The sequence below is a fragment of the Streptomyces sp. WMMB 714 genome (genome assembly GCF_900090125.1).
Lineage (GTDB): Bacteria > Actinomycetota > Actinomycetes > Streptomycetales > Streptomycetaceae > Streptomyces > Streptomyces daqingensis.
In genome coordinates, this window is the sequence record NZ_FMHJ01000018.1 from 34,902 (window position 1) to 50,790 (window position 15,889).

Here is a 15,889-nt window from a genome sequence, read left to right on the forward strand (position 1 = left end):
ACCGGGTGACCACCCCTCGCCGTACGTGCTCTGAAGCGGCCGTTGACCGCTCCAAGCTGCTTACTTGCCCTTGGCGGCTTCCTTGAGCTTGGAGCCGGCCGACACCTTCACGCTGTAACCGGCCGGAATCTCGATCGGGTCGCCGGTCTGCGGGTTCCGCGCGGTGCGCGCCGCACGGTGAGTGCGCTCGAAGGTGAGGAAACCGGGGATGGTGACCTTCTCGTCGCCCTTGGAGACGACCTCGCCGACGGTCTCGGCGAGGGCGGCCAGAACGGCGTCGGCGTCCTTACGGGTCACCTCGGCGCGCTCGGACAGAGCGGCCACCAGCTCACTGCGGTTCATAACTCGTTACTCCCGTGTTCTTCTTGCCGATGAGGCGTGAGATCGAAGCCGATGCTGCCAGGGCCCTCGGACAGTCCCCTGACCAGGGTCTGTTTGCAGACCCTCCCGCCCCGTGGGGAACCCCCAGGAAATCCCCGGGAGATGTGTCCCGGAAATGCATCCTGCCCCTACGTGCCGCGGGAAAGCCAATCCGGCACCTGCTGACAGCTGCGGAGTCACACGAGCGGCGGCGATGGCCTCGCTGCGCTGACGCCCCACAGGCTTGTGTCTGCCGCAACCCTAGAGGGGCCGTCGTGACCCTGCACCTCGCGACGCGCCGTGCTGCCGCTGCGGCAGCGGGGCTCCGCGAAGTCCGCCGGGATCGCTTCAGGCGATGACTCACCGCGCCGTGAGTACCCGGTACGGCCCGCTCAAACCGCCGGAACGGCTCACTCCCCCGACGAGGCGGCCGAAGCCGTCGACGTGGCCGGTGCCGCGGCCGTCGTCCCGGCGGCCCGCGCCGCGTCCCGTACGGCTCCTGCGACGGCGCCGGAGACCTTCTCGTTGAAGACGCTCGGAATGATGTAGTTCGGGTTGAGCTCGTCCTCCAGCACGACATCGGCGAGGGCGCGCGCGGCGGCCAGCATCATGTCGTCGTTGACCGAGCGGGACTGGGCGTCCAGCAGGCCGCGGAAGACACCGGGGAAGACCAGCACGTTGTTGATCTGGTTCGGGAAGTCGGAGCGGCCCGTGGCGACCACCGCGGCCGTCTCCCGCGCCACGGCCGGATCGACCTCCGGATCGGGATTGGCGAGCGCGAAGACGATGGCGCCCTCTGCCATCCGCGCGACGTCCGGGCCGGCGAGCACGTTGGGCGCGGAGACGCCGATGAAGACGTCCGCACCGACGACGGCATCCTTCAACGTGCCCGTCATGCCCTCGGGGTTGGTGTTGTCCGCGATCCACCTCAGCGGCGAACCCTCGGCCTCCCCCTGCAGGTCGGACCGCCCCTCGTGCACCACGCCGTGGATGTCGGCGACGACGGCGTGCTTGACGCCCGCCTCCAGCAGCAGCTTCAGGATGGCCGTGCCGGCCGCTCCCGCGCCCGACATGACCACGCGGATGTCCTCGATCCGCTTGTCCACGACGCGCAGCGCGTTGTACAGCGACGCGAGCACCACGATGGCCGTTCCGTGCTGGTCGTCGTGGAAGACGGGGATGTCGACGGCCTCGCGCAGCCGCGCCTCGATCTCGAAGCAGCGGGGCGCCGAGATGTCCTCGAGGTTGATTCCGGCGAAGCCGGGGGCCAGTGCGCGGACGATCTCGACGATCGTGTCGGTGTCCTGCGTGTCCAGGCAGATCGGCCAGGCGTCGATGCCGGCGAAGCGCTTGAAGAGGGCGGCCTTGCCCTCCATCACGGGCAGGGCGGCCTGCGGCCCGATGTTCCCCAGGCCCAGCACCGCGGAACCGTCCGTGACGACGGCGACGCTGTTGCGCTTGATCGTCAGGCGCCGGGCGTCCTCGGGATTCTCGGCGATCTGCGTGCACACGCGGGCGACGCCGGGGGTGTAGATCATGGAAAGGTCGTCGCGATTGCGAATGGGATGTTTCGACGACATCTCGATCTTGCCGCCCAGGTGCATCAGGAACGTACGGTCGGAGACCTTGCCCAACGCGACGCCCTCGATCTCGCGCAGCTGGGCGACGATCTCGTCCGCGTGCGCCGTCGAGGAGGCCGCGATGGTGACGTCTATGCGCAGGCGCTCGTGGCCCGAGGCGGTGACGTCGAGGCCGGTGACCGAGCCGCCCGACGACTCCACGACCGTGGTGATCTGGCTGACCGCGGACCCCCCTGCGGGGACCTCCAACCGGACAGTCATCGAGTAGGAGACGCTTGGCGCCGTCATTGCCGACTTCCCTCTGCTTTCGCTTGTCCCGAGTACCGCGCACGACCCGCGGCGCCGAAGTATCGGCTCCCAGGGGCGGGGCACGTCAACAGATCGTCCCACCTACCCCCCGGTACGCGTTAACGCCGATGGAGTCGGCCGCCGGAGGGCGGAAAGAGCTTTCCACAGTACGAGACGGGCGCACTGTGCCGTCTACCGGCCCCGTTCTCCACCCCCGGCGCGAAAATCTGTGTCTACGCCCCAAATCACTTCAAAGCGCCCCATCTCAGCCTAGGATCGCCCCGCAAACGCCATATGCATACAGGGAGACCAGGAATGGCTCAGGGCACCGTCAAGTGGTTCAACGCCGAGAAGGGCTACGGCTTCATCGCCCAGGAGGACGGCGGACCGGACGTCTTCGTCCACTACAGCTCGATCCACGGGGAGGGCTACCGCAGTCTGCAGGACACCCAGCGCGTCGAGTTCGAGATCGCGGAAGGCCGCAAGGGCCCGCAAGCGGAAGGGGTCCGCATCATCGGCTGAACGCCGGGACGCGAACCCCTGCGCGGAACCTCGAAGAGTCTCGAAGAGAACCGCGTTGCTCGTGAAGTCTTAGGTGACACCGACCCGCCAGCTCGCCTCGCGGCAAGTGGTCGCTCGTAGCGACAATGGTTGGGCCCGGGGGCATGGATCGGGCCGGTGCCACATCCAAGGTAACAAACAGCCCCAGGAAGCGATTCCCCTCCCAGTCGGCCGGTCAGGTCAGTCCCTGAGCAGATGCGGGACATCCCCGGCATCCGGCAGGTCCCCCTCGGCCGACAGCACCGTCAACCGCTGCGTCGCCCGCGTCAGGGCCACGTACAGCACCCTCAGTCCCGCCGGCGACGCCTCCCCCAGCGCGTCGTCCAAGGAAGCGCCCTCACCGGCGGATTCGTTCCCGGTGGGGGGCTCCCCGGCGATCTGGGCGGGAGCGACGACCACTGTCGCGTCGTACTCCAGGCCCTTCGCCTCCAGACTCCCCAGCGGCACGACGCGGTCGCCCAGACCGGTGAGCCACTCCCGTGCCTCCTCGCGGCGGCGCATCGGGACCACCACGCCCACCGTGCCGTCCACCTCCTCCAGCGCCCGCTCCGCCTCCGCGCGCACCGCCGCGCCCAAGTCGCCCCGCGCGACGGCGAACCGGGGGCGCAGACCCGTCGAGCGCACCGCCTTCGGCGGCACCACGCCGGGCATCGCCCGTGCCAGCACGCGGTCGGCGAGCTCCGCGATCTCCGCGGGATTGCGGTAGTTGACGGTCAGTTCGAAACGGCGGCGGGGGCGGCTGCCCAGGGCCTCGGCGCGTGCCTCGGCCGCTTCCTCCGGGTCGGGCCACGAGCTCTGCGCCGGATCGCCGACGACCGTCCAGGTGGCGTGCCGGCCGCGGCGCCCGACCATCCGCCACTGCATGGGCGTCAGATCCTGCGCCTCGTCGACGATGACGTGCGCGTAGTCCGTACGTTCCTCCGCCAGCCGCTCGGCCCGCCCCCGCCGGGACGTCTCGCGGTCCGCCGCGGTGGTCAGCTCGTCCAGCCCGGTCAACTGCCCGAGCGGATCGTCGAGGGAGGGGTCCGCTGTGCGGCGGGGCTTCGCGACGGTGCCGAGCTGCACGCGCAGCTCGTCCAGGAGCGCGACGTCGTGCACGGAGAGCGGGCCCCCGCCGTCGGGGCCGAGCCTGCTCAGGGACCGCGCGATCGCCCGCACCTCGCCGGGTGTGAGCAACTGCCCGCGGCGGGGCCGTCCCGGGCGGCTCCTGCCGGACCGGCCCCGCCCGCCCGCGGCGCCCCTGACGCGTGCCGCTCCCGCGAAGGCCGACAGCCGGTCCTCGTCGGCGAGCGACGCCAGCACCTGGCGCGGGGTCAGCTCCGGCCACCACGCGTCGAGGAAGTCGGTGAAGGCGTCCTCCGCCGAGACGTCCTCGTCGAAGCCCTCCCGGGCTTCGGCCGCGAGTTCCGGGTCGGTGTAGTGGCGCAGGGCGCCGGACTTCTCCCACAGGGCATCGAGCAGGAACTTGCGGGCGCGCGGGCGCATGAGGTTGACGGGCGCCGTGCCGCCGAGCACCTGCTGCCTGATGTGGCGCAGCTCCTCGCCGCCGAGTTCGACACGGTTGCGGAAGGCGACGACGCGCAGCCGCTGCGGCACCTCCCCCGCGTCCAGCGCGCCGCGCGCCGCCCGGTTCAGCACCTTGACCATCCGGCCCGACCCCTTGACGCGGGCGACGCCCTGCTCGTCGTACGTACCGGCCTCCGCGCCCTCCACCAGGGAGCCCAGGGCGCGGATCGCGACCTGGCCCTCCTCGCCCAGCGACGGCAGCACGCCCTCGGTGTAGGACACCAGCAGGGGCGTCGGGCTGACGATGAGGATGCCGCCCGCGTATCTGCGCCTGTCCTGGTAGAGCAGGTACGCGGCGCGGTGCAGCGCCACCGCCGTCTTGCCGGTGCCGGGGCCGCCCTCGACCTCCGTGACCGATGCGGCGGGCGCGCGGATGACGAGGTCCTGCTCCGCCTGGATCGAGGAGACGATGTCGCGCATCGTGTGGCTGCGGGCCTGGCCGAGCGCCGCCATCAGGGCGCCGTCTCCGATGACGGGCAGCTCCTCGCCGTCGAGCCGTGCGGTGATCTGCGGACGCAGCAGGTCGTCCTCGACGCCGAGGACCCTGCGGCCCTTGCTGCGGATCACCCGGCGCCGCACGACGCGGCCCGGCGCGACGGGCGTCGCGCGGTAGAAGGGTGCGGCGGCCGGTGCGCGCCAGTCGATGACCAGCGGGGAGTAGCCGGCGTCCAGCACGCCGATGCGGCCGATGTGCAGCGTCTCGGCGATGTCGGCGGTGCCGTCCGGGCGGACGGCGCCCTCGGCGGGTTCGGAGGAGATGTACGCGCCGTCGGGGCCCCGCTCGGCGTCCGCGCCCTCCAGCAGGTCGATGCGCCCGAAGAGGAAGTCCTCGAACTCGCTGTTGAGGCGGTTCAGATGGACACCGGCGCGGAAGACCTGCGCGTCCCGCTCCGCGAGCGCTCCGGGAGTGCCCACCTGCGCCCGCTTGGACGCGTCGTCCATGAGGAACTCGGCCTCGTGGATCTTCTCCTCGAGCCTGCGGTAGACGCCGTCCAGGTGCGCCTGCTCCCTGCGGATCTCCCGCTCACGGGCACTGTCGTGCTGCGCAGCCAACGCCGCGGCCCCCTTCTGCTCGTCAAGGCCCCCTGCCTGCACAGGGCAGCCGTCAACCGTACGCGACCAGCGGCGTCCGGCGCACTCGCCGCGACCGCCGCGCGCCCGCGGAACCGGCCCTCGCACACGCCGGAGGAGTAACGACCCGGAACCGGGGCAGGCACTGCCTCCGACGACAGCGGAGCCGGGAAAGGCGGAGGACGGCCATGACATCGCCCCAGAGCTGGGACCAGGCGCACTACGGGTCGGCAGGCCCGGGAGGCCCCTACGGGACGGGAGGTCAGCAGGGACCGCCGCGCAACGGCATGGGCGTCGCCGCCCTCACGCTGGGGCTGATAGGCGCCGTGCTGTTCTGGACGCTGATCGGCGGCATCGTGCTGGGGCTGCTGGCGCTGATCTTCGGCATCGTCGGATACCGCCGGAGCAAGCGGGGCGAGGCGACCAACGGCACGCTCGCGATGGTCGGCGCGATCATCGGCGGTCTCGCCCTGGTCGGATCGACGATCGTGCTCGCGCTGGTCGCCTCCGTGGTCAGCTCCGGCGACTACGGCGAGCTCGAGGACTGCTTGGGCAAGGCCGGCACGCAGAGCGAACAGCAGCAGTGCGAGGACGACTTCGTGGACAGCCTCGTCGGCTGACCGGTGCGGAGCGGCCCCGGACGGAGCCGGCGCCGGGGCGGGTCGGCCGGGCGGCCGGCCCGCGCGCCGGCTCCGCGTCTCACTCCGCTCCGGAACCTCCCGCGTCGTACTTGCTCCCCTGCGGGGCGGGGTCGAGCGAGAGCCGGTAGCCCCGCTTGACGACCGTCTGGATCAGCTTCGGGACGCCGAGGGCCGCGCGCAGCCGCGCCATCGCCGTCTCGACGGCGTGTTCGTCGCGTCCGTCGCCCGGCAGGGCGCGCAGCAGGTCCGCGCGGGAGACGACCCGGCCCGGGCGCCGCGCCAGGGCCCTCAGGAGGGCCATGCCTGCCGGACTGACGTTCCGCAGCCCGCCGTCGACGACAGCCGCGCGGCCCCGGATCTCCAGCCGGTGGCCCGCGACGGGCAACGTCCGCGCACGCTGCGGGAGTTCGGCGCAGAGCACCTGAACGAGAGGGCCGAGACGGAACCTCTCCGGCTGCACGGTGGGGACGTCGTGCCCCTCCAAGGGGAGGGCCGTGACGGGGCCGACGCACGCCACCAGGACGTCCTGCCGCATGGCGTGGAGCAGTTCCCTTTCGAGGCCGCGGTGTTCGGCACGGCTGAGCAGTGACGCGGCGGCGGGGGCGCTGGTGAACGTCAGAGCGTCCAGGCCGCCGGCGAGCGTCACGTCGACCAGGCGGTCCAGGGGCGCGATGTCCTCCGGCGGCATCCACCGGTAGACCGGTACTCCCACCACCTCGGCGCCCGCCTCGCGCAGCGACTCGATGAACCCGGGGAGCGGTTCGCCGTGCAGCTGCAGTGCGATGCGGCGGCCGTCGACGCCCTGCTCCAGGAGGCGGTCGAGCACCTCGGCCATCGACTCCGACGCGGGCGACCAGCTCTCCTTCAGCCCGGCGGCCCGTACCGCGCCGCGCACCTTGGGGCCGCGGGCCAGGACCTCCACCTCGCCGAGGCGTTCGCGCAGGTCGCTGCCGTGGCCCCACCCCTCGGCGGCCTCGATCCAGCCGCGGAAGCCGATGGCCGTCGTGGCGATCACGGTGTCCGGCGGCTGCCGGATCAGGGCCCTGGTGGCGTCGAGGAGTTCGGTGTCGTCGGCCAGCGGGACGATGCGGAGGGCCGGCGCGTGCAGCACCTGCGCTCCGCGGCGTTCGAGAAGGGCGCCCAGCTCCTCGGCGCGGCGAGCGGCCGTCACGCCGACCGTGAAGCCGGCCAGCGGTTCGACGGGCTGCGCGCGGCGTCGCCGCGCTCCGACGCGCTCCGCCTGCGCTTCCTCCGCCTGCCCCCTCCGGTTCGCCTGCTCCCTTCCGTTCGCCTGCTCCATTGGACCTCTCGCTCCGCCCGCGCTCTTACGAGGAGCCGAGCCTGCCAGCAGCGGGTGACGGGCCCGGTTCCCGGGGGTTTCCCCGGTGTTACGCCGCAGGGCCGGCGGCGCGCGGTCCCGCGGCTCACACCCCGGCGTGCGCCGAGGGCCTGTCCGCGTTCCGCGCATCCCGGGAGGGTTCCGTCCCGCCCGGCCGCGGCGCGGACGGTGCCGCGCCCCTCAGATACACGGCCCACGTCACCGCACAGCACAATCCGTAGAAGGCCAGGAAGGTGAGGTACGCCGCCGTCCCTGACCCCACCGTCTCAAACGACTGCCGGAAGGCGACGTTGACTCCGAGGCCGCCGAGGGCCCCCACCGCGCCGATGAGGCCCATCGACGCCCCGGAGAGCCGCCGGGCGGACGAGGCGGCGGCCTCTCCCCGCAGGCCGCCCGCCTCGGCCCTGCGCTGGAACACCGCCGGGATCATCCTGTACGTCGAGCCGTTGCCGATCCCGCTCAGCAGGAACAGCGCGACGAAGCCCGACACGAAGAGCGGCAGGGACCCGCCGCGTGAGGCCGCGACCACCAGCAGCGTCGCGCCGCCCATCGCCGCGAACGTCCACAGGGTGATGCGCGCCCCGCCGTACACGTCGGCCAGCCGCCCGCCCACCGGCCGGACGAGCGAGCCCAGCAGCGGGCCGAGGAAGGTGAGGGAGGCGGCCTCCAGGGGCGTGCGGGCGAACTGCGTCTGGAGAACCAGCCCGAAGGCGAAGCCGTAGCCGATGAAGGAGCCGAAGGTGCCGACGTAGAGCAGGGACATGATCCAGGTGTGCGGGTCCCGTGCGGCTGCTCCCGCCGCGCCGGTGTCGTTCCGTACGGGCGCCAGGTTGTCCATCCAGCGGGCCGAGCAGACCGCGGCGAGCACGACGAGCGGGATGTAGAGGCCCAGCAGCACGCGGGGATGCCCGGCTCCCGCCGTGCCGATGACCGCGAGTCCGGCCAGTTGCACCACCGGGACGCCGATGTTGCCGCCGCCGGCGTTCACACCGAGGGCCCAGCCCTTGCGGCTCAGCGGGAAGAAGGAGTTGACGTTGGTCATGGACGAGGCGAAGTTGCCGCCGCCGAGGCCGGTGCAGAGCGCCACCGCCATGAACGTCGCGTAGGACGTTCCCGGCTCCATGACCACCCACGCGGCGACGGTCGGCACGAGAAGCACGGCAGCGCTGACGACCGTCCAGTTGCGGCCGCCGAAGCGGGCGACGGCGAACGTGTACGGCACGCGTGCGACGGCGCCGGTCAGCGTCGCCGCCGAGATCAGCAGGAACTTGCCGGCCGGGTCCACGCCGTACTCCGGGCCCATGAAGAGGACCAGGACCGGCCACAGCGTCCACACTGAGAATCCGACGTGCTCGGAGAAGACGGACAGCAGGAGGTTGCGGTGCGCGATGCGCGATCCGCGCTCCCTCCAGAACGTCTCGTCCTCCGGCTCCCACCTCTCGATCCAGCGTCGTCCTCGGCGTGCGCGTCCTCCTCGGCGTGCGCCGCTCTCGGCGGACGGAGCAGTCATGGCGTCTCCACGGTTCGGGTGTCACGGGCGGGTGCCACCTGAAGGTAGGGACGCCGGGTTTCGGCGCTGTGGCGCGAGGTGTCCTCCGCGAAACTCTCTGCTCACCCGGGGGTGCGGGGTGCGGTGAGAGCCGCCGGGTGATCCGCGGAACCGCCCTGCGCGGCTCCGGACGCGGACGTTCCCGGAGTGGCGGGAGCCGTAGGCGCGTCGTGGGACTTCGGCGGCTTCGGCGGTGCCGTGCGCGGCCACAGGCGGGGCCTGCGGCGGGCGGCGGCGTCCTCGGCCCAGCCGAACACCGCGATCAGCAGCGCGACCAGCGGCCACACCGCCAGGAACATCAGCACGTCGTACGAGCTCTCCGCGGCTTCCGACAGCCACGCCGAGTCCTCGACGGCGGGGATGCGCCACATCAGGTCGAGCAGCGGCACGGCCGCGATCAGCGCCGGCTGGTGCCACAGGTAGAGCGTGACGGCACGGGAGTTGGCGAGCGTCACGGGCCGCTCCAGACGCGCCACCGGCCGTGGCAGGCGCTCCCAGGACGGGCTGACGCGCAGCAGCGCCAGGCAGAAACCGAAGGACCACAGCGCTTGCGCCAGGGGGATGCCGTTGAGGTCCCAGCCGTCTTCGCCGGGGTGGCCGCTCGCCCACCAGAAGCCGGCGCCCGCAGCCGTCGCGGAGACCGTCGCGACGGCCCAGGCGGGCAGCCGCCGCAGCAGGCCGTCGTGGTGGGCGAAGCCCAGCACCCAGCAGGACCCGTAGACGGCGAAGTCGACGACGGCTTCCCCCGCTTCGCCCGGCACGGCGGCGACTCCCGTTCCCACCACGGCGGTCAGCACCATCGGAGCGGCCAGCACCGCCCAGGGGAGCCGCCGGAACGCGCGCAGCAGAAGCGGGGAGAGCAGCACGAACCACAGGTAGGCGCGCAGGTACCACAGCGGGCCCGCCGCCTCGACGGCCCAGCCCTGCTCCAGCAGGCCGCCCTCGCTGCCTGCGCTCTCGGGGTACGGGGGGCTGCCGACGGGGAACAGCCAGCACGCCAGGCGCAGCCAGCCGCCGGAGCCGGGGCGCCACCCCTGTGCGAAGAGAACCGTCAGCAGCACGGCCCCGTACAGCCAGAGCGGCAGCAGCAGACGGCGGACCCGGCTGCGCACGACGCCCAGGGCGGGGCGTCCCAGCGAGCGCGCCATCAGCGATCCGGCGAGCGCGAACATCACGCCCATGGACGGGAAGACGAACGTCAGCCAGGCCCAGTTGAAGGTGTGGTAGACGACGACGCGCAGCAGGGCCACCGCCCGCAGGAGGTCCAGATAGCGGTCCCGCGCGGGCCCGGGGCCCCGGGACGCCGTGCCCTCGGGCGCCGGAGTGCGCGCCGCCGCTCGGCGCCCGGTCATGTCGCCGTCCGCCCGCTGCCGCCGTCCGCACGGTGCGGCTCGGCCCGCGGTCCCGCGTGGGCGGGCGTGGTGCGGTGCGGCGACGCGATCGTCGCACTGAGCGGCGCGCCGGGAGGAGTCAGGGCGCGGGGGTCCGGTGCTGCTCCGGGCGGCGCCGCCCCCAACTGGCCGGTGCGGCGCAGCTTCTGCCACTTGAGGCGTCCGCCCGTCAGCGCCGTGATCCACGACTGCATGAGCACCATGTACATCAACTGCCGGTACCACAGCTGCTGCAGCGGCAGCGTGAGCAGCGGCGTCAGGCGCTCCCTGTCGAGGCGGAAGGCGTACGCCGCGCACAGCCCCTGCACCGCCAGCACGGCCAGCCAGGCCCCCGCGGTACGCAGGGTCGGCCCGAACAGCAGCCCGTAGACCAGGAACACGTCGATCAGCGGGGCCAGCAGCGGCGCGAAGACGGTGAACAGCGACACCAGCGGCAGTCCGACCCGTCCGAAGTGCCCGGACGGGCCGCGCTCCACCACGGCCCGCCGGTGCTTCCAGATGGCCTGCATCGTGCCGTAGCTCCAGCGGTAGCGCTGCGACCAGAGCTGCCGCGCGTTCTGCGGGGCCTCCGTCCAGGCGCGGGCCCGCTCCGCGTAGACGACCTGCCAGCCGTCCCGGTGGAGCGCCATGGTCACGTCGGTGTCCTCGGCGAGGGTGTCGTCGCTCATCCCGCCGACCCGCCACAGTGCGGAGCGCCTGAACGCGCCGACCGCGCCGGGGATGGTGGGCATGCAGCGCAGCACGTCGTACATGCGCCGGTCGAGGTTGAAGCCCATGACGTACTCGATGTGCTGCCACGCGCCGATCAGCTTCTGCCGGTTGCCGACCTTCGCGTTGCCGGCGACGGCGCCGACACGCGGATCGGCGAAGGGCTGCACGAGCTCCCGCACGGTCGAGGGTTCGAAGACCGTGTCGCCGTCCATCATCACGATCAGCTCGTGGGAGGCGTGCTGCAGCCCGTGGTTGAGGGCGACGGGCTTGCCCGAGTTGGGCTGCCGCAGCACCCGTACGCCCGGCAGGCCGAGGGATTCGACGATGTGGGCGGTGCCGTCGGTCGAGCCGTCGTCGATGACGATGACTTCGAGCGGATGGTCGCTCGTGGCGAGGGAGCGCACCGTGTTCTCGATGCACTCGCGTTCGTTGAACGCGGGTACGAGGACCGTGACGGGCTCGGTGACCTGCGGTGCGTGCGGTGGTGCTCCGCCCCTCCGTGCTCCGCGGTGGCGCCGTCGCGCCCGCCCCGCGTGCACCGCGGACAGCGCGAGCATCAGCGCGAACCGCGCGATGACCAGCCCGCCGGCCAACACGAGCGCCCAGACGAGGACGCCCGTGACGCTCTCCGAGACGCCGACGGCCGCGACGAACGCCTTGCCCTTCCACAGCTGCGCGCCATGCACGGCGGAGTGCGGGCCGGGCGCGCCGAGCGCCTCGGTCAGGCGCGGGAAGGCGTAACCCTGCGCCTGAAGGCGGGGGATCATCCGGTCCAGCGCCGCGACGGTCTGCGAGCGGTCGCCGCCGGAGTCGTGCATGAGGACGATCGCGCCCTCGCCCGGCTGCCGGGGTGTGGAGCGGCGGACGATCTCGTCGACGCCCGGCCTGGCCCAGTCCTCGCTGTCGGTGTCGATGAACGCCGTGATGTAGCCGCGGCTCGCGACCTCGCGGACGACGGGCCAGGACCGGTCGTCGAGCGCGTCGGCGGTCGAGGAGTACGGCGGCCGGAACAGCGACGTGTGGACGCCCGCTGCACCCGCCAACGCGAGCTGGCTCTGGGCGAGTTCACGTTGGACGCGGCCGGGTGACTGGTAGGAGAGGTCGGGGTGGTTGAAGGTGTGCAGGCCGACCTCGTGGCCCTCGTCGACCATGCGGCGTACGAGGTCCGGGTGGCGGGCGGTCATGGTGCCGGTGACGAAGAAGACGGCGTGGGCGTTGTGTCGGGCCAGCTTGTCGAGGATCTTCGGCGTCCACTCCGGGTCGGGACCGTCGTCGAAGGTCAGCACGATGTTGCGGTCGGGCACGCGGTGGCTGACGGGTTCGGAGCCGCGGGCGTCGAGCACGGGCCCGCCGTCGAGGACCTTCTGCGGAACGGCACCGGTGGTGGCCGGCGGCCGCACCCGGTGGTCGGCGAGGAATTCACTGTGCACGTAGCCGCGCAGCAGCAGCATCACCACGACGACGGCGAGAAGCACGGACGGCAGCAGGTAACGGAGCGGCAGTCGGGGCCGCTTGGGCCGCCGCGAGCCTGCGGGGCCCCGCCTCACTCGGCACCCGTCGCGGATGCGCCGCCGCCGAGGACGGGGCCGAGGATGTCTTCGAGCAGCCCGCCGCCGGAGGGCGGTTCAGAGGGTTCCGGCCCGCCCTGGCCGTTGCCGGGCTCCTCAGGGGTGCCGCCGTCCGCGGAGCCCGCGGCTCCCCCGGCGCCCGCTTCGGCGGGCGGGCTGTCCGGGGTGGGCGCGGACCCGCCCTGGCCGCCCGCCGTCCCGCCGGAACCGGTCGAACCGCCGGACGTGCCCGAAGCGGCCTTGCCGCGCGTCGCGGACGTCTTCCCCTCCGCGGAGGCGGGGCCGTCCGCGGGCTGTTCCTTCTCCGCCGGACTCCCCTGCGTACGGGGCGTGTCCGCGCCCGCCGGGCCGGACGGGGCGGAGGCCCCCGCCTCCGGCGCGGCCGTGCCCGCCGACGCCTCCGGCGCCTGCTCCCGCGCGCCCTCTTCCTGCTCCGGAACGACGCGCACGGCGCCGGACCCGCCGTCGCCCGACCCCGGGATCAGCACGCCCCAGGGGGCGTCGGAGCTCCCGCCGAGCACGCTCACCGCGACGACGAGGGCATAGCCGCCGCCGGCCACCCCCATCGCCAGGCCGAGCCGTCGCCAAGTGCGGCGCCGTCCGCCGCTGTTGTCCACGAAGACCGGGGCCGCGCCGCCGACCGGCCGCCCCTCGGAGTGATCTGCCATGTTGCGCTCCGCGCCCTGCCACCCTGGCGAGCGCGCCCCTCCTAGTTGAAGATGAAAATGTAGCGGAAATGTGAAGGCATAAATGTGACTAGTCGACTTTTTTACGTACTCATTGGACAAGGTTGTGACGATGCGGTGACAGGGGTCGCCCAACCCCGTCCTCGGCGACGGGAGTTACCGCAGTAGCTCTCCGTGAAAGGAGTTCCGGGAGGGACGGGTCGGCGACTCCACGGAGCGACCGCCCCGCCCGCGACCGCGACCGCCCGCGATGCCGGCGGTCCGGGAGCCGTAACCGGTGAAAGCCCCGTCCTCCGGGCGCGGTTGGCGGTCTCCTGGGCGCACCCGATCGACGCCCCGAGGACACGTTCGGCACGGCACACCACCCGCACAAGTCGCTCCACGTAGCGGCGCTCCGTCACGGAGAGCAGCAGCGGACACCGGCACATCGAGCGGATCATCGACATCCGCTTGTGTGCCGCCCGTTGAGGGGGGCGCGGCTTCCGTGGCGAGCCGGCTCGCGCGAGGGCCCTCGCAACGGTCTCGCGGACCGCTGCCCTCCGGCATAGCCTGGGCCGTCGCGCGTAGCGTCCGCTCGACGGAGGAGCATCCGGCATGGCCGTCATCCACCGCACGACCGTCGAGCCGTCCATGCTCGAACTCCTCACCTCCTGGCTGCCCTCACGTCCGTGGTACCGCAGCGGGACGAGCGGTCCGGAGCTGGCCGGAGCGGGCGGCTTCCGGCTGGACGATCCGCGAGGTGAGGTGGGGATCGAGTTCATGGTGATCGTCGACACCTCCGGCGCGGCCCCGGTGCCCTACCTCGTACCGCTCACCTATCGCGGCGCGCCGCTCGACGGGGCGGACGGCGCTCTCGTCGGCACCGCACAGCACGGCGTGCTGGGGCAGCGGTGGGTATACGACGGCTGCCACGACCCCGTACTCGTCACGCAGTTGCTCGCCCTGATCGGCGGCCGCGCCGAGGCCCAGGCCCAGAGCGTCAGCGACACTCCCGACACGGAGATCACCCGCTCCTGCGCCGGCGCCCCCGTGCCCGCGGGCTCCGCGACGACGGTCACCGACCATCAGGGCGGCACCGACCTGGTGATGACGTCCGGCGCGAGCCTTCGCGTACGGCGGGAGCTGTGGGCCGACCCGGACGGCGCGCCCCCGCTGCCCGAGGGGACGATCGGCCATGCCGGCGGGCCCTGGAACATGCCGGACGGCACCCGCCCGCGGGGGCTGTTCGCCGTTCTGCACACCGAGCCCCCGGCGTGAACGGGCCGGTGGGCCCGGCAGCGGCGCGGCGGCCCGTTCCGGTGCGCGGGCCGCGACGAAAAGGACGTGCGGCCCGGAAGGCCCGTTGACAGGCTGAGACCCATGAACGCCCCGTACGACGACGCCGCCGGATCCTCCGCCTCCCGGGCGCGCTTGATCACGACGCCCCTCACGCCGGAGCTGGTGCGCGGCGCACTCGAACTGGAGCGCACCGAGCACGGGTTGCTGCCGCACCGGCTCCCGGCTCGCGCCCGCGCCCAGAGCGGGGACGGGCAGCTCGCCGCCGCGGAGGCGAAACCCTCCGGAGTGCGGCTGGTCCTCCGCACCCGGGCGACCACCGTCGAGCTGGACACGCTCCCCACCAAGACGGCCTACCGGGGTGCCCCTCCACGCCCCGACGGCCTGTACGACCTCGTCGTCGACGGCGGTTTCGCCGCGCAGGCGAGCGCGTCCGGCGGCAACGTCATGACCGTGGACATCTCCACCGGTGCCTCGGAGTTCCAGCCCGGCCCTGTCGGCACCGTACGCTTCACCGGCCTGGACGACCGCATGAAGCACGTCGAGCTCTGGCTGCCGCACAACGAGATGACCGAGCTGGTCGCCCTGCGCACCGACGCCCCCGTCGAACCCGTCCCGCCCGGCGGCCGCAAGGTGTGGCTGCACCACGGCAGTTCGATCAGCCACGGCTCGGACGCCGCGAGCCCGAGCACGACCTGGCCCGCCCTGGCCGCCTCACTCGGCGGCGTGGACCTGGTCAACCTCGGCCTGGGCGGAAGCGCCATGCTGGACGCCTTCACCGCTCGCGCGATGCGGGACACCCCCGCGGACCTGATCAGCGTCAAGATCGGCATCAACCTGGTCAACGGCGACGTGATGCGGCTGCGGGCCTTCACGCCCGCCGTGCACGGCTTCCTCGACACCATCCGCGAAGGGCATCCCGAGGTGCCGCTGCTGGTCGTCTCGCCCATCCTGTGCCCCATGCACGAAGACACGCCCGGCCCCGGCGCGTTCGACTTCGCCGCTCTCGGCGAGGGCCGTCTGCGGTTCCGGGCGACGGGCGACCCGGCGGAACGCGCCGCCGGGAAGCTGACGCTCAACGTCATCCGGGACGAACTCTCCCGCATCGTCGGGCAGCGCTCCGCCGACGACCCCCGGCTGTACCTCCTCGACGGACGCGAGCTGTACGGCCGGGCGGACTTCGAGACGTATCCCCTGCCCGACGAGCTCCACCCCGACGCGGCCGCGCACCGCCTCATCGGCGAACGCTTCGCCGAACGGGCCTTCGGCGCCGGCGGCCCGTTCGCCGCGGGCGACTAGGCAG

Annotated in this window: 12 protein-coding genes; 4 read left to right on the forward strand and 8 right to left on the reverse strand. The window is 72.8% G+C overall.

Features of this window, described 5'->3' with window-relative positions; all coding sequences use genetic code 11:
- Positions 1-60: 60 nt before the first annotated feature.
- Together H181DRAFT_RS26325 and H181DRAFT_RS26335 are read right to left on the reverse strand one after the other, a co-directional pair.
- The gene (locus H181DRAFT_RS26325) at positions 61-342 is read right to left on the reverse strand and encodes an HU family DNA-binding protein (protein WP_045866949.1); all 282 of its coding nucleotides are present in this window, start codon (positions 340-342) and stop codon (positions 61-63) included.
- Positions 343-770: 428 nt separating this feature from the next.
- Positions 771-2,228, reverse strand: coding sequence for an NAD-dependent malic enzyme (locus H181DRAFT_RS26335; RefSeq protein WP_045866950.1), 1,458 nt, complete (start codon positions 2,226-2,228; stop codon positions 771-773).
- 315 nt (positions 2,229-2,543) lie between these two features.
- Between H181DRAFT_RS26335 and H181DRAFT_RS26340 the strand changes: the two genes are divergently transcribed.
- Entirely contained in the window at positions 2,544-2,750 is a 207-nt protein-coding gene (locus H181DRAFT_RS26340) for a cold-shock protein (protein WP_028433118.1), read from the forward strand.
- 219 nt (positions 2,751-2,969) lie between these two features.
- Here the strand turns inward: H181DRAFT_RS26340 and H181DRAFT_RS26345 are convergent, their stop codons facing one another.
- Entirely contained in the window at positions 2,970-5,408 is a 2,439-nt protein-coding gene (locus H181DRAFT_RS26345; protein WP_045867000.1) for a HelD family protein, read from the reverse strand.
- Positions 5,409-5,614: 206 nt separating this feature from the next.
- Between H181DRAFT_RS26345 and H181DRAFT_RS26350 the strand changes: the two genes are divergently transcribed.
- The gene (locus H181DRAFT_RS26350; RefSeq protein ID WP_045866951.1) at positions 5,615-6,046 is read left to right on the forward strand and encodes a DUF4190 domain-containing protein; all 432 of its coding nucleotides are present in this window, start codon (positions 5,615-5,617) and stop codon (positions 6,044-6,046) included.
- A 79-nt stretch (positions 6,047-6,125) separates the two neighbouring features.
- Here the strand turns inward: H181DRAFT_RS26350 and H181DRAFT_RS26355 are convergent, their stop codons facing one another.
- The 5 genes from H181DRAFT_RS26355 to H181DRAFT_RS26375 form a co-directional block, all read right to left on the reverse strand.
- Positions 6,126-7,367, reverse strand: a complete 1,242-nt coding sequence (locus H181DRAFT_RS26355; RefSeq protein WP_074468060.1) for a uroporphyrinogen-III synthase — start codon at positions 7,365-7,367, stop codon at positions 6,126-6,128.
- A 124-nt stretch (positions 7,368-7,491) separates the two neighbouring features.
- Positions 7,492-8,916, reverse strand: coding sequence for a nitrate/nitrite transporter (locus tag H181DRAFT_RS26360; RefSeq protein ID WP_045866952.1), 1,425 nt, complete (start codon positions 8,914-8,916; stop codon positions 7,492-7,494).
- Positions 8,917-9,017: 101 nt separating this feature from the next.
- The gene (locus tag H181DRAFT_RS26365; protein ID WP_078895996.1) at positions 9,018-10,307 is read right to left on the reverse strand and encodes an acyltransferase family protein; all 1,290 of its coding nucleotides are present in this window, start codon (positions 10,305-10,307) and stop codon (positions 9,018-9,020) included.
- On the reverse strand, positions 10,304-12,508 hold the full coding sequence (locus H181DRAFT_RS26370) for a bifunctional polysaccharide deacetylase/glycosyltransferase family 2 protein (RefSeq protein ID WP_078896003.1): 2,205 nt from the start codon (positions 12,506-12,508) through the stop codon (positions 10,304-10,306). The genes H181DRAFT_RS26365 and H181DRAFT_RS26370 overlap by 4 nt, the downstream gene beginning before the upstream one ends.
- Positions 12,509-12,600: 92 nt before the next feature.
- Complete coding sequence (locus tag H181DRAFT_RS26375) at positions 12,601-13,293, reverse strand: hypothetical protein (protein ID WP_052708752.1); 693 nt, start codon at positions 13,291-13,293, stop codon at positions 12,601-12,603.
- A gap of 612 nt (positions 13,294-13,905) precedes the next feature.
- On the opposite strand from H181DRAFT_RS26375, the gene H181DRAFT_RS26380 reads away from it, so the two are divergent.
- Together H181DRAFT_RS26380 and H181DRAFT_RS26385 are read left to right on the forward strand one after the other, a co-directional pair.
- Positions 13,906-14,568 carry a maltokinase N-terminal cap-like domain-containing protein gene (locus H181DRAFT_RS26380; RefSeq protein WP_045866953.1) on the forward strand — a complete coding sequence of 221 codons (663 nt, stop codon included), beginning with the start codon at positions 13,906-13,908 and terminating at the stop codon, positions 14,566-14,568.
- Positions 14,569-14,670: 102 nt separating this feature from the next.
- Positions 14,671-15,885 (forward strand): GDSL-type esterase/lipase family protein, encoded by a 1,215-nt coding sequence (locus H181DRAFT_RS26385; protein WP_045866954.1) that lies wholly within the window; start codon positions 14,671-14,673, stop codon positions 15,883-15,885.
- Positions 15,886-15,889 lie beyond the last annotated feature (4 nt).

Excerpts from the sequence above, each read along its gene's own strand:
- H181DRAFT_RS26335 (WP_045866950.1), bottom strand. The coding sequence starts at position 2,228 with ATGACGGCGCCAAGCGTCTCCTACTCGATGACTGTCCGGTTGGAGGTC.
- H181DRAFT_RS26380 (WP_045866953.1), top strand. The coding sequence starts at position 13,906 with ATGGCCGTCATCCACCGCACGACCGTCGAGCCGTCCATGCTCGAACTC.
- H181DRAFT_RS26385 (WP_045866954.1), top strand. The coding sequence starts at position 14,671 with ATGAACGCCCCGTACGACGACGCCGCCGGATCCTCCGCCTCCCGGGCG.
- H181DRAFT_RS26340 (WP_028433118.1), top strand. The coding sequence starts at position 2,544 with ATGGCTCAGGGCACCGTCAAGTGGTTCAACGCCGAGAAGGGCTACGGC.
- H181DRAFT_RS26360 (WP_045866952.1), bottom strand. The coding sequence starts at position 8,916 with ATGACTGCTCCGTCCGCCGAGAGCGGCGCACGCCGAGGAGGACGCGCA.
- H181DRAFT_RS26355 (WP_074468060.1), bottom strand. The coding sequence starts at position 7,367 with ATGGAGCAGGCGAACGGAAGGGAGCAGGCGAACCGGAGGGGGCAGGCG.
- H181DRAFT_RS26365 (WP_078895996.1), bottom strand. The coding sequence starts at position 10,307 with ATGACCGGGCGCCGAGCGGCGGCGCGCACTCCGGCGCCCGAGGGCACG.
- H181DRAFT_RS26375 (WP_052708752.1), bottom strand. The coding sequence starts at position 13,293 with ATGGCAGATCACTCCGAGGGGCGGCCGGTCGGCGGCGCGGCCCCGGTC.
- H181DRAFT_RS26350 (WP_045866951.1), top strand. The coding sequence starts at position 5,615 with ATGACATCGCCCCAGAGCTGGGACCAGGCGCACTACGGGTCGGCAGGC.
- H181DRAFT_RS26370 (WP_078896003.1), bottom strand. The coding sequence starts at position 12,508 with ATGCTGCTGCTGCGCGGCTACGTGCACAGTGAATTCCTCGCCGACCAC.
- H181DRAFT_RS26325 (WP_045866949.1), bottom strand. The coding sequence starts at position 342 with ATGAACCGCAGTGAGCTGGTGGCCGCTCTGTCCGAGCGCGCCGAGGTG.